Source organism: Paenibacillus sp. sptzw28 (assembly GCF_019550795.1).
Lineage (GTDB): Bacteria > Bacillota > Bacilli > Paenibacillales > Paenibacillaceae > Paenibacillus_Z.
In genome coordinates, this window is record NZ_CP080545.1 from 3637413 (window position 1) to 3653527 (window position 16115).

The 16115-nt window shown below is 50.9% G+C and carries 16 protein-coding genes; all 16 read right to left on the minus strand.

Features of this window, described 5'->3' with window-relative positions; all coding sequences use genetic code 11:
* Nucleotides 1-26 precede the first annotated feature (26 nt).
* The 16 genes from KZ483_RS16435 to KZ483_RS16510 all read right to left on the minus strand — a co-directional run bounded on the left by KZ483_RS16435 (nt 27) and on the right by KZ483_RS16510 (nt 16088).
* Nucleotides 27-905, minus strand: coding sequence for a dihydrodipicolinate synthase family protein (locus KZ483_RS16435; RefSeq protein ID WP_220348538.1), 879 nt, complete (start codon nt 903-905; stop codon nt 27-29).
* 29 nt (nt 906-934) lie between these two features.
* Nucleotides 935-1945 carry a proline racemase family protein gene (locus KZ483_RS16440; RefSeq protein WP_220348539.1) on the minus strand — a complete coding sequence of 337 codons (1011 nt, stop codon included), beginning with the start codon at nt 1943-1945 and terminating at the stop codon, nt 935-937.
* Nucleotides 1946-1975: 30 nt separating this feature from the next.
* On the minus strand, nt 1976-2977 hold the full coding sequence (locus KZ483_RS16445) for a proline racemase family protein (RefSeq protein ID WP_220348540.1): 1002 nt from the start codon (nt 2975-2977) through the stop codon (nt 1976-1978).
* The gene (locus KZ483_RS16450; protein WP_220353487.1) at nt 2974-4170 is read right to left on the minus strand and encodes an NAD(P)/FAD-dependent oxidoreductase; all 1197 of its coding nucleotides are present in this window, start codon (nt 4168-4170) and stop codon (nt 2974-2976) included. Before KZ483_RS16450 ends, KZ483_RS16445 begins: the two co-directional genes overlap by 4 nt.
* A gap of 72 nt (nt 4171-4242) precedes the next feature.
* Nucleotides 4243-5316 (minus strand): M24 family metallopeptidase, encoded by a 1074-nt coding sequence (locus KZ483_RS16455; RefSeq protein WP_220353488.1) that lies wholly within the window; start codon nt 5314-5316, stop codon nt 4243-4245.
* A gap of 194 nt (nt 5317-5510) precedes the next feature.
* Nucleotides 5511-6602 (minus strand): M24 family metallopeptidase, encoded by a 1092-nt coding sequence (locus KZ483_RS16460; RefSeq protein ID WP_220348541.1) that lies wholly within the window; start codon nt 6600-6602, stop codon nt 5511-5513.
* Between the two features lie 29 nt (nt 6603-6631).
* Entirely contained in the window at nt 6632-7177 is a 546-nt protein-coding gene (locus tag KZ483_RS16465; RefSeq protein ID WP_220348542.1) for a helix-turn-helix domain-containing protein, read from the minus strand.
* Nucleotides 7178-7339: 162 nt separating this feature from the next.
* The gene (locus KZ483_RS16470; protein WP_220348543.1) at nt 7340-7639 is read right to left on the minus strand and encodes a YciI family protein; all 300 of its coding nucleotides are present in this window, start codon (nt 7637-7639) and stop codon (nt 7340-7342) included.
* A 19-nt stretch (nt 7640-7658) separates the two neighbouring features.
* Complete coding sequence (gene bacA, locus KZ483_RS16475; RefSeq protein WP_220348544.1) at nt 7659-8471, minus strand: undecaprenyl-diphosphate phosphatase; 813 nt, start codon at nt 8469-8471, stop codon at nt 7659-7661.
* 85 nt (nt 8472-8556) lie between these two features.
* Nucleotides 8557-9747 carry an MFS transporter gene (locus KZ483_RS16480; protein ID WP_220348545.1) on the minus strand — a complete coding sequence of 397 codons (1191 nt, stop codon included), beginning with the start codon at nt 9745-9747 and terminating at the stop codon, nt 8557-8559.
* The gene (locus KZ483_RS16485; RefSeq protein ID WP_220348546.1) at nt 9734-10909 is read right to left on the minus strand and encodes an MGDG synthase family glycosyltransferase; all 1176 of its coding nucleotides are present in this window, start codon (nt 10907-10909) and stop codon (nt 9734-9736) included. Before KZ483_RS16485 ends, KZ483_RS16480 begins: the two co-directional genes overlap by 14 nt.
* Nucleotides 10910-10963: 54 nt before the next feature.
* On the minus strand, nt 10964-11416 hold the full coding sequence (locus KZ483_RS16490; protein ID WP_220348548.1) for a divergent PAP2 family protein: 453 nt from the start codon (nt 11414-11416) through the stop codon (nt 10964-10966).
* Between the two features lie 91 nt (nt 11417-11507).
* Entirely contained in the window at nt 11508-12194 is a 687-nt protein-coding gene (locus tag KZ483_RS16495; protein ID WP_220348550.1) for a response regulator transcription factor, read from the minus strand.
* 12 nt (nt 12195-12206) lie between these two features.
* On the minus strand, nt 12207-13667 hold the full coding sequence (locus tag KZ483_RS16500; protein WP_220348551.1) for a sensor histidine kinase: 1461 nt from the start codon (nt 13665-13667) through the stop codon (nt 12207-12209).
* A 208-nt stretch (nt 13668-13875) separates the two neighbouring features.
* A complete protein-coding gene (locus KZ483_RS16505; protein ID WP_258881289.1) occupies nt 13876-14775 on the minus strand; it encodes an alkaline phosphatase family protein in 900 nt (299 codons plus the stop codon).
* A gap of 164 nt (nt 14776-14939) precedes the next feature.
* On the minus strand, nt 14940-16088 hold the full coding sequence (locus tag KZ483_RS16510) for an MGDG synthase family glycosyltransferase (protein WP_220348553.1): 1149 nt from the start codon (nt 16086-16088) through the stop codon (nt 14940-14942).
* Between the last annotated feature and the right edge of the window lie 27 nt (nt 16089-16115).

Here is a 16115-nt window from a genome sequence, read left to right on the forward strand (position 1 = left end):
AAGCTCAGTATCTAAAGTGGCTTATATCATATCCGGCTTACAGCCGCGTATTCGAAAGCTTGTTTGATCGCCTCATAATCGGCGGCCGGAAGCGGCAGTCTTGGAGGCCGCGTCGGTCCCACCGGAAATCCGGATAATTCCATCATATATTTGATCGACTGTACAAGCTGCGGACTCGCATCATAGTGGAACAATGGAAGCAGGCGGCGATACAGCGGCAGCGCTTCCTTCAGCCTGCCTTCCCTGGCCAATCTGAACAGCTGAGCCCCTTCCTGAGGCAGCGCGTTCGGAACTCCCGAGATCCAGCCAGTTGCGCCGAACAAAGGACCCTCCATCGCAAGATCGTCGACCCCGACCATTACCTCAAGACCGGTTTTCTCCAGAATGTCATGGATTCGGCGGATATCGCCGGAAAATTCCTTAACGGCTACTATGTTCTCGATCCGCGATAATTCGGCAAGAAAATCGGGAGTGAGATCGACTTTATAATCATGCGGATTGTTATAGGCGACGATCGGCAATCCCACTTCCGACAGCGCTTCGAAATGGGCGATAACCTCATGCCTGAGCGGCTTGTAATTGATAGGCGGCAGAGCCATCACTCCCGCAGCCCCCGCAGCTTTGGCGTGCCTTACCCAACCGACGGCTTGCTCTGTCGACGGTGCTGCCGTGCCGACGACAACCGGAACCCTGCCTGCTGCCGCTTCAATAACGGTTTCGACAACCTTCGCACGCTCTTCGCCCGACAATGTCGCGTATTCGCCAAGCGAACCGGTGGGAACGAGGCCGTCTACGCCGCCTGAGATTAACCGGTCGCACAGCTCCCTGAGCCGCTTGTAGTCCACCTCATAAGCATCCGTAAACGGTGTAACCATTGCCACATATACACCTTCAAAATGCGTCATCCGCTCTTCCCCTCTCATCATTAAACTTATTAACAAAGCAGAAACCCTTCCGCAAGCGGGTCGGTCGGATCGACGACAAACTGCAGGAAGCCAATAATATAAGCCGTTCCGGTGACCAGCGGAACAATTGCAGGGTAGTCCTTTACCGTTGTTTCCGCTGTGATCCTTGCTGTAATTTGCGTACCGACTATACCTTCATGGTACGATGTGTCTTCGGCCCCCAGCTTCCCTTGGCCGGCAAGCGACGCCATCAGCGCACAGACACCGGCTCCGCCAGGCGAGCGGTCGAATTGACCGCCCGCGAGCACAGTAACGTTACGGTATCGGCGGTCCATATGTCCGGTCGTCGAATCTGCGATAACAACCCCATGGATGCCTTCCAATTCAGGTATAAGCGGATGCCGAACATTCAAGCCCATCTCGAGGTATTGTTTAATATCCCTGCCCCAGCTCTGCAGAACCGGCAGCTCGCTTTCTTGCAGGCGGACACCCCCCAGCTCTCCGGCTTCAACAATGGCGTAAAACGCCCCTCCGAAGGCGATATCTACCGTAAACTCAAGCCCGTGCAGTGCAACAGGAACATCCTTTGCATATACAAACGAAGGCACATTGTGAAAGGATACCGAATGCACCTCCGAACCTTCGAAGTTGGCGTATGCTGCAATCAGGCCTGCCGGAGTATCGATCCGAATAGCCGAATCCGCTTCACCGGGCGCAAGCTGTCCGGAGCCGATCAATGCGGTTACGGCGCTTATGATACCATGCCCGCTCATCGGGCTCATCCCCCCGTTATCCATAAACAATAAACCAAGCTCTGCGTCCCCGCTGGCCGGCTGCGTCACGAAACACCCTGCCATACCGTGATGGCCCCGCGGCTCGGACATCAGCAGTCTGCGTATGGAATCGCAGCCCTGCCCGAATTCCTGCGATCTCTGCAGCTGAGTATCCCCCCGCAGATGCGGTACGCCCGAAGTTATTATCCTCAGCGGCTGGCCGCCCGAGTGTGCGTCAACGGCCGTAAACCATTTGCTCAACTGCATCGCTGCGCCTCCCTTAACGGGCATCAAGTATCATAACAGGAAAAATCCGTCCTTCAGCGGGTCTCTCGGGTCGATCACAAATTGATGGAACCCGGTCACCCACGCCGAACCGGATATTTGCGGAACGACGGCGGGCAGATCGCCTACCTTCGTTTCTTCGATCACTTTGGCCCTGAACACCGATCCGACGATGCTTTCATGCACGAACTCCTCATCGAACCGGAGCTCGCCTTTGGCATACAGCACGGCCGCCTTCGCAGAGGTTCCCGTGCCGCACGGCGAACGGTCGATGCCGCCCGGAGGAACGACAACGGCATTCCGGCAGTGCGCCAGTGAAGAGAGCGGGTCGCTGTAAAATTCCACATGCGTCATGCCTCGAATGACGGGAATCTCCGGATGGACGACCTCAACGCAGGAATTAACCGCTTCGCGTATCCGGATTGCTTTGCGTATGATCTCGGAGGCGTTATGCGGAAGCAGTTCAATGTTCAGCGGCCTTGCGTCGATAATGCCGTAGAAGTTGCCTCCGTAGGCAATATCAAGAGTAATATCCCCGAGTCCGTCAATGGTGACCGATACGTCCTTTTTATACAAGAAGGACGGGATGTTTTTGAAGGTGACCTCTTTGACCTTACCGTCCACAATTTCCAGCTTCGCGTCGACGAGACCCGCCGGCGTATCCAGACGAAGCGTGTCTTTATCCGCCGGATAAATGCCTCCCTCGATCAAAGCGGTACAGAGGCCGATCGTATCATGCCCGCACATGGGCAGATATCCGCCGGTCTCAATGAACACGACTCCGATATCCGCGGTCGGATCGCAAGGCTCTGTAAGGATACAGCCTGACATCACTTCGTGTCCCCTCGGCTCGTACATGAGCGCCCGCCGGAAATCGTCATGATTGGCTGACATATCCATCATCTTCTCCGTCATCGTGCGTCCGCTGAGCTTGGGAGCGCCGCTCATGACCGTCCGGGTCGGGTTGCCGCCCGTGTGCGTATCGATAGTCGAAATGAGCTTGGACAGCTTCATATGACGACCTCCTGATGCCCGCTCCCGCCGCGAAACCGGTCATACCTTAGCGGTTCGGTCGGTATGGACACCGGGCTTGCGCTCAGCATTTCGCTTATTACTTTGCCGGTAACCGCTGCGAGGCTTATGCCGTCTCCTTCATGACCGGCCGCGATGTACAGTCCGGGGACCTCATCGACGGAAGAAACGATCGGCAGATGGTCCGGCGTCCACGGGCGCAGCCCCGAATAAGTGCGCAGCATCGGTATATGCTCGATCACCGGGAAGAAGCGGATCGCCCGCTTCGCGATCAGGCGGATCACATGCTGATCGACGCGGGTGTCCATGCCGACGAATTGGCGGCTGCTGCCGATCAGAAAATTCTGCGAAGCCGTAGGTTCGAACACCAGAGCGACGCCGTATTTCTCAATATCCTCGTCCACCTTCCGCTTGCCGCCGAACTTGCTGATCAAATAACCGAATTCCATCACTTTGCGCCGTCCGATGTTCTGCGTGCGTGCTGAAACGAGTATATGTCCTTTGCGCGGTTCCACCGGGATATCGATTCCAACCATCCGGCAGACCTGTTTGGACCACACGCCCGCAGCGTTTATGACGATGTTTCCCTTTATGCTGCCGCCTTCGGTCTCTACGCCCCGCACCTTGCGATTGCCGTCAAGCAGAATGGAAGTCACAGCCGTATGCGTCAGCATCCTGGCGCCCAGCCGCCTAGCGGTCGCGGCCAGCGCGTAGGTAAGCAGCACCGGGTTCACTGTGGAATCGGTCGCGCACTCCAGACCCCCGAGCAAATCGTCCGCCATGTGCGGCCATTCATCCCGCAGCTCCTTACGGTCCAGCATCCGGAAGGGCAGTCCTGCCGACTGCTGGCGGGACACCCAGCGTTCTGCCGCAACCATCTCCTCCTCGCTCTCGCAGACGAGGATGCTGCCCGGAGCGCGGTATTCGAATTCCTCATCCAGCTCATGGACCAATTCGGCAATCAGCTGCTGCGATTTCAGAGACATTTGACTATCGAACCCCGGATCCTTGTCAATCGCCAAAATATTGCCGTCGCAGCGGGAGGAGGTTCCGCCCGATATTTCGCCCTTCTCGACGACCACGACATCCATGCCGAGTTTGGCCGTATAGTAGGCGATCGCCATCCCGATAATTCCGCCGCCAATGATGATTACGTCCGCCGTACCCGATCTCATATACCGCACATCACTTCTTTCCTTCCGAGTACCATCTTCTGAACGTTACTCCCAACTAATGCAGCATACTTGTCAGAGAAGAATAAGCTCTTTATCGGCTGATGCCGTCAGAACTTCGATTCCCGTCTCGGTGATGAGAATGTCGTCCTCGATCCGCACTCCCCCGAATCCGGGAATATAGATGCCGGGCTCAACGGTCAATACCATACCTGGCTCCAGCACATCCCGGCTTGACTGCGAAAGACGGAGCGGTTCGTGTATTTCGAGTCCGAAGCCGTGTCCTAAACCGTGCCCGAAATAATCGCCGTACCCGTATCCGGCTATCAAATCTCTGCCCAGCGAATCCGCTTCCCTGCCTGTCATCCCAGGTTTAATTCCGGCAAGCGTCGCGCGGTTGGCTTCCAGCACGATTCGATAAATCTCCTTCTGCTTGTCGCTTGGAGCGCCGATAAACACGGTGCGCGTCAAATCCGAGCAGTAGCCTTCATACAGCGCGCCGAAATCCAGCGTGACGAACTCGTTCGCTTGCAGCGCTTTGCCGCTTGCTACTCCATGGGGCAGGGCGGAACGTTCGCCTGATGCGACTATTGTGCTGTAAGCGGAAGAGGAAGCGCCCTTCCTGCGCATGAAATACTCAAGCTCCGCCGATATGTCCTGCTCGGTCACGCCCGGCTTCATAATACTCGTAATCTGATCGAAAGCACTTGTGGTTATTTCGACCGCCTGCTGTATGGCGCTCAGTTCCGATGCGTCTTTAATCGCCCGAATCGTTTCTACAAAATCCTTGGTCGGCACCATTTCGATATCGGTCAATTGATCCCGGTATGACGCATAGACGCCGTAATTCAGTCCATTCTGCTCAAATCCGAGCTTGCTCGCCTGAATATTCCTCAATAATTCATGAATCATTTCCTCAAGCTTCGGGCCCTGCTGAATGACCTCGTATGCCGTTGTTTGCTCCGACGCCTGCTTCGTATACCGAAAATCGGTGATGAGAATCGCGCGGCCGCTTGAAATCAATACCGCTCCCGATGAACCCGTAAAGCCGGTCAAATATCGCCGGTTTGCCGGGGATGTCACCAGCAGCGCATCCAAGCCGCAGGCCTCCAGCTTGCTTCGCACCTGGAGCAGGCGGTTTTGTTCCATCATGATCATCCTTTCTACCAGAAATCTGATCGGTAATGGCAGATGTAAGTTGAATTATGGTTTACTTTTTTTAGTTTAGTTCAACCTTGTTGAATCTGTCAATCACATTGTTCAGTCAAGCTTGGACATTTTCAAAAGGGTGCCGGCAACAAAAAAGCCTGTTCCAATTGCTCGGAAACAGGCTCAAATATATATTACTCTCCGATCACCGTCAGTTCTTTCGGGTACGCGGTCAGCACCTCGACCCCGGTGGATGTAACTGCGATGTCATCCTCGATCCGCACGCCCCCAATGCCCGTCAGATAAATGCCGGGCTCGATCGTCATGACCATGCCTTCGCGCAGCACATCCGTGTTCTTGCCATGAACAGACGGATATTCGTGAATTTCCAGGCCCAATCCATGGCCGAGTCGGTGCGTGAAATATGCGCCGTACCCCTGGTCCTCAATATACCGCCTGGCCGCTTGATCTACATCGGACATCCGTACGCCGGGACGGACCGCTTCGATTCCGCGCAAATTCGCCTGAAGCACCGTATCGTATACGGTCTTCAAGCTATCGGAAATGTCCCCGACTGCGAAAGTGCGGGTAATATCGGACATATAACCGCCCGCATATACGCCGAGGTCGAACAAAAGCAGCTCTCCCCGCCCCACCTTGCGCGTTCCGGTTGTGCCGTGCGGCATCGCGGATTTCTCGCCCGAGAGTACCGTGGTTGCAAAAGCTGGGCCTTCGGCGCCTGATTTTCTCATAGCATACTCAAGCTCTGCAGCGATCTCAATTTCCGTCATACCTGGTTTTACCTTGGCTACTACGGCGCTCAATACATCCTCTACCATACGGACGGTTTGCCTGATCAACACCATTTCATCCGGTGTCTTTACCGCCCTCATCTCGCGCATAGCTTGATCGACCGAGACATACTCATGAGCTTTAACGCTCCCTGCCAAACGTTCATAGCTATGAACCGACATACAGCCCTTCTCAATGCCCAGCCGCTTGATGGCCCCGCCCGCAAGGCCCTTCAGAATTTCATACGAATCTTCGGTATCGCCGTGGGTGAATATACGTTTCACACTGGAGGACGCTTGCGCCGCTTCCAGATCCAATTCCGGTACAAGCATAAAGGGCTCGTCACCGCGCTGCAGCACCAAGCCGAGAAACCGTTCATGCGGATCACTCCGATAACCGGTCAGATAATAGACATGCAGCGGAAACGTAATCAATATGGCATCCAGCAGCGTTTGTTCCATATAATCGCCGAGCTTCAGGATCCGATCGTTCACGGCCATCACCTTTTCCTTATGAATGGTTCTTACGCTTTTGAATTCGAACAGAATACCGATATGTATCTCACTTCGTCTGTAATAAGGCTATACGTATGGTCCTCGAACGAGTTGAAGTACAGACTGTCTCCCGAATTCAATGTATATTCGACATTGCCGACTTTATAAATCATTTTTCCTTCCAGGACATAAATAAACTCCTCGCCTACATGCGAAAGCGTCCTTTTGTGCGTCTTGCCTTTCTTGGCGATGAAGAAGAAAGGCTGCATCAGCTTGTCCGGCCGCTCTACAGCCATAGCCGAGAACGAATAGCCTTTATCCGTCTTGATCATCTTCTTGATGTTCATTTCACCAGTCGTATGAACCGTCCCGCCTTGGTCACTGTCATCCAGCAGGAGAGAAATCTTGGTTCCCAGCGCCTCCGCTATTTTGATAAGCGTTCCGATAGGAGGTACCGTTTTTCCGTTCTCGATTTTGGACAGCAGACTTTTCGTAAAACCGCAGACACCTGCGATATCGTCAAGACTCCTGTTCTGCTCTTTCCTGATTTTTCTGATTTTACTTCCCAGTTCCACAATGATCTATCCTTTTATTTTCATATCGTTCAACACGATTTATTGTAAAGAAACATTATTCAACCGTCAATTCTCTCCCCATATATTCACGTTTCCTTCTCAAAATAAAACGACGGCTGCCCCCGTTGAAAACCGGGAACAGCCGCCGCATATGAAGCTTCGTTATGAATGCGTTTCAGTCATAATGACGGATAAACGCGGATCATATTTGGTCGGAGTAAATTCGATGATCTCGTAATCGGCTGCTTTTTGCATATGGAAAGGATCCTTCTGCAGGATCGCATTCAGCTCATCCTTTGACTGAATATTGGCGACGATCACGCCGCCGATTCGGGGATTTCTGGGGCCGGAAAAAATAAATTTCTTCTGCTTGTACTGTTCGTCAAGAAATTGTACGTGCACAGACAGCAGCGCTTCGATTTCTTCCAAAGGCTTTATGTATGAAAGCAGCACAATATACATTGTTCTCCATTCCTTCCACTTAAGATGCCAGCAGATAAATCAAAAATACCGCTGCAAGCACGAAACGGTAGTACGCGAATGGGGCCAGTTTCAAGCGCGCGAGCAGCTTTAGAAACGTCATGACCGCAGCAAGTGCAACGACGAATGAAACCACAAATCCTGTCGCAAAGAAGCCTGCGTCCGCCGCCGATAGCGAATGGTAGTTTTTCAGCAGTTCATAGCCTGTCGCTGCAAACATGATCGGTATCGCAATCAGGAATGAAAAGTTAGTTGCGGCTCTGTAGCTGGCTCCCACAAGCATCCCGCCGGCAATCGTCGCACCGGATCGTGAGAAGCCCGGCCATAACGAGAGGCATTGAAACATACCGATCAGCAGAGCCTGGCGGTACGACAATTGATCGATCCCCTCGGCCTCGACCTTCGGCTGCATCTTCTGGCCAATGAGCATGAATATTCCGCCGACAACCAGTCCAATCAAGACCGTATACGGAGAGAACAAGTACTTTTTTATAATGGACTGAAAGATCAATCCCATCAGCATGGCCGGAAAACACGCCAGAATGACATGAATGAGATTCAATCGGGTGGCTCCCGCAGAGTCTGTTCCGACTTTAGCTAATCCAAGCAAACCTAATAATCTCCGCCAGTAAATAACCGCTACGGCCAGAATAGCGCCAAGCTGAATAATAATTTCAAAAGTATCCGCCTTATCACCAGTGAAACCCAGAAGCCTGCCCGTCAGAATCAGATGGCCGGTTGAAGAGACCGGTAAAAACTCCGTCAGCCCTTCGACAATTCCTTGAATTACGGCTGTTACAATATCCTGCGTCAATCCCTCACTCCTCCTTTATTTGTACCCGTATACCAAATGTAACGTGTAAAAATAAAGTATCCGTGAAGCAATGATTAAATCTTTCTTAACAGGGCGTATTCGTTTGAAACCGCGTTCCGGGTGAAAAGAGATAAAATCCGGAGATGACCGCAAATATTGCCGCACAAACCCAAAACGGAAAGGAAGGCTGCAGCCTCTCTGCCAGCCAGCCGCCCAGCATCGGACCTATAATCACGCCTGAGCCTTCAATTGTGGAAATCATTCCCCACCCCGTCCCGACCGATTCTTTCGGGACATATTGTGCGATTAAAGAATTCCAAGCGGGAAGTAACATGGCATAAGACAGTCCCAGAATAACGGATAGCGTTTCCGTCTCAGCGAATGTTTTGGCAAACGTCAATCTGTATATGGCCAGCGCAAATACGCCGAATCCGCTGACGAGGAACCATTTTCCTCCCAGAGAATCGGTCAGCCTTCCCATTGGAATGAGCAGAAGTACGGCGCAGAGCCCTCCCGTAACCAATGCAATGGACAGCTCCGAATGACTGAGTCCGATATGCTGCGTGGCGAAGGGCGAAAGCAGCGGAACAAGAATTCCTCCTGCGGTTGTCTGCAGTATCATTCCAGGCAGCAAAAAGCCCATACTGGAGAGACGGCTGAGCACCGCTCTTCCCTGTTCCTTAATGGTGAGTGTAAATACCGCAGCCTGCCTCTCCAGGCGCATCCGCGCCGCAAACAGCCACCCGATGGCAAATAGAACGATCATTACCGAGAAAGCAGCCGTATATCCGATGTCCATGAAGAAATTTATGATAACAGGCCCGAGTCCAAGTCCCGACATCCAGAACACATAGAGAACACCCATTTGCGACGCCCGCTTTTCCTCCTGAACATGACTTAAGCAGATAAGCCAAATCGGAGATCCGCCGATCCCGAGAAGTGCGGCAGCCGTTATAAGCAGCCACTGGGTGTGGGCGTTAACCATAAGGCAGATGGCCGATAATGAGAGAAATAAACCACAGTTTACAATAATCTTCGGTGAAACGCGGTCAAGCAAATAACCGACAAAACATTTGACAAAGCTGTCCGCCAGATAATGGACGGACACCGCCAAGCCTACAATCGATATCGATATATGCAGCCTGTCGATCGCATAGGAAGGCAGATAGGAAATCAGAAACGCGCCTCTGACAAATTCCACAAGAAACAGGATAAATAAACTCCACAGAAATTCGGAAGACCGGCCGGTTTCGTTCCTGCCGCTATGAGTAATCATGTAAAACTTGCCTTCCCTGCTGCACCGGCTCCGCCTGCCTCACTACAGCGTAATTGCTCAAATGTGTTAACACTTCTTCCACTATCGTATTCGCCGAGTGATTGCCGCTAACAGGCTGGGTTGCAGCGGAAAATTTATCGGTGGTCCCCTCCGGTTTCATAGTGCTCCTGATCGCCTGCTTCAGTTCCCCGGTATTGCTCACGATTTGCAAATTCCCTTTGCCTGCCCAGTATTCGGCATTCCCTTTCTCTTGGCCGGGCAAGGGGCGATAAACGATTACCGGCAGCTTCAGCACCATCGCCTCGGAGAGCGTAATGCCGCCGGCTTTCGTGATCATGCAGGACGACACCGACATCAACTCTTCGATGTGCTCGACAAAGCCGAACACAGTGACATTCTGCTTCCCTGCGAAGGCTTTCAGCATATCGGCATACAGCTTCTGGTTCCTGCCGCAAACCAGAAGCAGCTCGTGCTCATCGTTCAACAGACCATCAATGATTTTGCCGACATCTGACAAGACGCCGTAAGCGCCGGCCATGACAAGAACATATTTCTTGCCCGCTTGAAGCCCGTATTTCCGGTACACGTGCTGCTCGTTGCATGGCGTGTTGAAAGCTCTTCTGACCGGAATTCCGCTGACGGTAATCCGGTCTTTGTCAACTCCTCTGTCAACCATCTTTTCTTTCAATTCATCGCTAGCGACAAAATAGCGGTCGGTTTCCGGATGAATCCAACGGCTGTGCGTAACATAGTCGGTAAGAACAGTGAAGCTCATCATTGGAATACCGGTTTTATAGCGCAATTCCGACAGAGCAAGGAAAGGGAACGTATGAATGACTGCATCCGGCTTTTCTCTTGCAATAATTTCCTTCAATTTCTGAACGCCGATCATATGGATCCATCTTCCCAATCGTGCATTCGGCCTGAATTTGTCAGTAATGGAATAAGTCCAGCCATAGAGCTCCGGCCAGTATACCGAGCTTTTGATATAAGCGAAACGCGAAATCGCATTCAAGACCGGGTGCGCCTCGGCAAACAAATCGACAAGCTTGACCCCCTGAATCCCTTTGTCCAGAAAATGCTGCCGCAGCGCCTCGGACACCTGATAATGCCCGTCGCCGAATTTGGCGTACAAAATAAGAATGTTAAGGTTTCTATTCATAAATGATTCCCTGCCTCTCCATGCCTGGCATCAGCGAGCTTGCAAAGCGTGCTATTAAGCGAAAAATACGAATTTAAGCAGAATACTGATGATAATCCCGAATACCGCACCGGCGAATACCTCGATCGGGCGGTGTCCGAGCAGCTCCTTAAGCTCCATTCGATTCGGTTCCTGCTGACTCATGGAAGGAATGGTTTTGGCCAGCCGGTTCAAGAAGGATGCGTGCATGCCGGCATGCCTCCGGATCCCTGCCGCATCATACATAGTAATTGCGCTTACAACCACGGAAATGGCGAATAAAGAAGACGCCAGTCCCTCCGATATTCCGATCGCCGTGGTCAGCGAAGAAACAGCGGCGGAGTGAGAGCTCGGCATGCCTCCGGTACTAAATCCCAATCTGATATTCAATGATTTGCTCGTAATGAGATAGAGCGGAACTTTAACGAATTGGGCTAATATGATCGACGATAGAGCCGCTATCAAAGGGAAATTGTTGAAAATAGACAAAGCGGATCTGTCTCCTTTTCGGGTAAATTTGATCATGCATTAACTATACACATCAATGATGAAGCGATCGTGAAGCTATTATTAATTATTTCTAAACCCGCAAACGATATCCCGCCCCCCATACCGTTTCAATATACTGCGGGTCGGCTGAGTTCGCTTCGATCTTCTCTCTGAGCTTTCGGATATGAACAGTCACCGTTTGTGTATCGCCCAGCGCATCGATCCCCCATATTCTTTCGAATATCTGATCTTTGCTGAACACCCTGTTCGGGTGAATCGCCAGAAAATACAGCAGCTCAAATTCTTTGGTCGTCAATACGATTTCCCGGTCATCCATATACACTCTTCGGGTATCGTAATCGATCAGCAGTCCTCGAATTTGAACGACATTACGCTGCTCTTTACTCCCGATAAGCCGCTCGTACCGGGCCAAATGGGCTTTTACTCTGGCCACCAGCTCCCCCGGCTTAAAGGGCTTCGTTATATAATCGTCGGCCCCCAAGCCCAATCCGCGGATGACATCGATGTCTTCCCTTCTTGCCGTAACCATAAGGATTGGAATATTATGCTTCTCCCGGATTTGCCGGCAAATTTCGAAGCCGTTAATGACCGGCAGCATCAGATCCAGTATAACCAAATCGTATTTTCCCGTCAGCCCCTTCTCCAGGCCGATTTCACCATTGGCCGCAAGCTCCGCGCGATATCCGTTGATTTCCAGGTAGTCTCTCTGCAATTCGGCAATGCTTTGCTCATCTTCAATAATCAATATCGTTTTCATAGGTCTCCATCCTTACCTAAGGATCGGAAAGGCAAGCTTGATCGTGGTGCCCTCCCCTTTGCTGCTTTCGGCAACGATCTCACCGCCATGGCCTTCCATAATCTGCCTTGCTATCGCCAGACCGAGCCCGCTGCCGCCTGTCCGGACATTTCTCGATTCCTCCGCACGGTAAAACCGCTCAAAGATATGCGGAAGCGCAGCGGATTCGATGCCTTGCCCGTTATCGACAATTTGAATTCGGATCGCTTCTCCCTCAGCAAATGCAAGCAGACCTATCCGTTTGTTCTCCTTGTCCATGTATTTCACGCTGTTCTCGATTATATTGGTCAGAACACGCTTGAATTTATCCCTGTCTATCAGTACTTCCACCTCTTGCTCCAAACGAATGTCGGAGTCGAAGCTTACTCCTTTCTTCTCAAGCTCGAACTGCTGTTCATCCGCCCAATCCGCCAGGAAACCTTGCATCTTCACCGGTTCGAAAGAAAACGGCAGTCTTTTTAAATCGAGCTTGGAATAGAGAAACAGTTCATCGATGAGCTGATCCATTTCTTCCGCCTTCGTTGAAATGGTTTTCATATATTTTCTCGTTTTTTCCGGCGAATCTGCAACCCCATCCATAATTCCGTCAACATATCCTTTAATGGCCGTTAAAGGCGTTTTCAAATCATGCGATATATTGGATATCAATTCTTTTCTGTTCTGTTCGTACTGCAGCTGCAGCTTGATCGACTGCTGGAGCTGATACCTCATCTCCTCGAAGGCTATGCCAAGCTGGCCGATTTCATCTTTGCCTTTCAGGTCGACCTTGAAGTCCAGATTGCCTTCTTTGATTTGCTTGGCTCCCTTTTTAAGCACCTGCAGGGGACGAATGATATGCTTGGACATGAAATAGGTCAGCAGCAGATGCGTGAGCATCAGGATAACAACAAGCGACAGAAACAAAGTCGGGAAAAATTTGCGTGCGTAATACGTTACCGGGTCCACCTTCGTTACAATAAAAAAACTGCTTGATTGTCCATCTCTCGCCTCGTAGTCAAATTGTGTGATTACATAAAGCTCGTTGCCGTAGCGCACAGCCGCACCCTGTTTCCGGTAGCCGTCATGCTCAAAAGGCGGTAAATTCGAAGTAATCTCCGGCTGCTGACGCAAAGTGTCCGTCACGTACACGAGCTTGCCGTTCATTCGAACCGCAAGGGTCGAATCCTTTGACTTGACCTCCTCGCTAAGGTCGTTCAAATAGCTCGGATTTGTTAATAATGACGGGTTATGGCTGACCGTGCGCTTTATTTCATTCGTCAGATGGAAAAAATCTTCATGAGTGAAAGATTCTTCTGTCGACTCGTACGTGTTCTTGATATTCTGCAAATCGCCGTGAAATACGATGACGAGAAGCAGCGAGATCATCACAATCATGATCAGCGGTACAACAAGCATTGCTGCGTAAGAAAGAAGCAATTTCAAACGAATGGACATAAGTGCGGGAATCTCCTTATTGAAACTTCTCTTCGTTCAAACATAAGATACCCTTGCGAAAAAAACAAGTCATGCGATTATCACCGGTCCTGTCACTTCCTCCACGGCACCAATTTCTTATTCCCTTCTTTATCGTAATGCAATAGAATAAACTCCCCATAAATCATCTATTAAATAATTCTTAACAATTGGCGCCGAACCCGTCGACTCATGCTTTGGGCCGGTTCCACACACCGGTTATCGGCGAGGATGAGCCGGTTTCTCCCACATGGTCAAGATGGTACAAATCCTCTATCGTTCGCAGTACGTTCAGGTGGTTTATTTTTTCATGGTCCACGCCTGCTTTGATCATAGGCCCGGCGAAAATCGTCGGAATATGATTGCTCTTCGAAAAGTCATCCTCGTCCCAAGTCAGAATAAAGAGACTGTTATGCTGCTTTGCCCACTTGATGTAGGATTCCATATGATTTTTCAACCATTGATCCGCCTCTTTGACGGTCCCGTCATGCATGTCATGCGACATATTCGGAATGACAATAGAAACCGTAGGCAGCTTCCGGTAATCGGATGGAAATTTCGTCAACGGCATATTCGCCGATTTAGGAACGTTTGTAAAATCGGACCAGGGATTATGCTTTCTCCCGTAGCCTTTCATACTGCATACGGCAGAACCGACAGACGGCAAATCCTCCGAATAGCCGCCGAACGAATGCCCTGATTTAATCAATTCCGCGCCTAAATTCGGTTTATTGAACGAATGGCGGCAGGAATCGTCCTTTACGCCTTGCGTGGAGCCGGAGAACAATGCCAGATAATTCGGCTCGCTGGGATGCCGGACACCGTATGAGTTCGAGAATACAGCCCCTTGCTTCGCCAGCTCGTTTATAAACGGTGCATTCGGGCTGCCGATGATGTCCTTATACGAATGATTCTCTTCGATGACGATTACAATATGGTCGGGTGAATCCGGAATTAGTTTCCCTGCCGCAACCGAACCCGGACGGGCTGGAACGCCTGCGCGGCTATCGGGAGTTTGTCCTGCAGCAATGCCGCTCATAATGGATAATAATACGATTACGATTAACGATGCCCAAGCAATTCTTTTCATTGTACAGTCTCCTGATCATGGTTTATTCAAGCATCACTATCGTATAGGATACAGATTAAAATATAATGTGAAAGCCGAAAAAGAAAAAAAGGCTCCGGTTCCTTGTTCATTCAAGGACCGGGGCCTCAGCTTTTTTTGGTAGACTGAACCGCTTCTTTCATCTGCTAACACATTCCCGCCGTCACGTGCTGATAACGAAGCTGCCAAATCACGTCGGCCGCGTCGAACCCTGCTCGTCTTTTCGCGCTTTTACGAGATTTCTCCCGCATGGACTTAAGTATATTGGGCTGCAGGAAGCACTCCGAGATCTGGTTCACCAATTCCTGAAGCGTATCTGCATGAAGTGCTGTCCCCGATTTCAGTAAGTATTTTACATTATCTTCTTCCTGTCCGGGCAGCGGCTTATAAACAATCATGGGCAGCTCCATCGTCATCGCTTCCGAGATCGTCAGTCCTCCTGCTTTGGTAACCAATAAATCCGAAACCGCCATCAGCTCGTGCACATAGTCGGTGTAGCCGATGATCACTATTCGATGCTTGGAGTGCTTCAGCTTCGTATTCAACTGCTGCTTCAGCTTTTCATTGCGACCGCAGACGATTACCAATTGAAACCTGACCGCTGCCTGCTCGAAAGCGTCTATTCTATCCAATCCCTCTCCAAAAAGGCCGAATCCGCCGCCCATAAGCAGTACGGTTGGAAGTGAGGGATCCAGATTATGCTTCTTCTTCAGCAGCTCAGAATCGTGAAATTGACTGAATTCGAGCCGGACTGGGATTCCCGTAACCGATATCTGATTGCCGGGTATATGGTGACGGAGCAATCCCTGCTTCACCTCATCAGAGCCGACGATATAAAGATCGGTAAGCGGGTAAACCCAATAGCTGTGAACCGTATAATCGGTAATGATCGTTGCCGTAGGGACACCCGTTAGACCATGGGTTTTAAGAAACGACATGACCCCGGCAGCGATAGGGAAAGTGGATATTACGATCGATGGACGCATCGTCTCAAGCACATTCAAGAGACGTCCAAGACCGAAATGATTCAGTTTTTTGAGAAATTGGGAAAACGGATTTACAGGCCTTGTTTTGCGATATAAATATCCGTAAACCGAAGGAAGCTTCTTGACGCTTTTCAGAAAAATATAACGGCTTATCGATTGAAAGTAAGGGTTGGTCAGCTCCATGACATCCAGAATGATCGGCTCTGCGCTCGGGTGGCTGATTTTGAGCGAATCTCTTATGGCGGCGGCGGACTTCAGATGACCCTCGCCATAATTTCCAGTAAGTATCAGGATCTTTTCATTCTGCATTTTGCAACGGTTTCCCCTTTCATCATT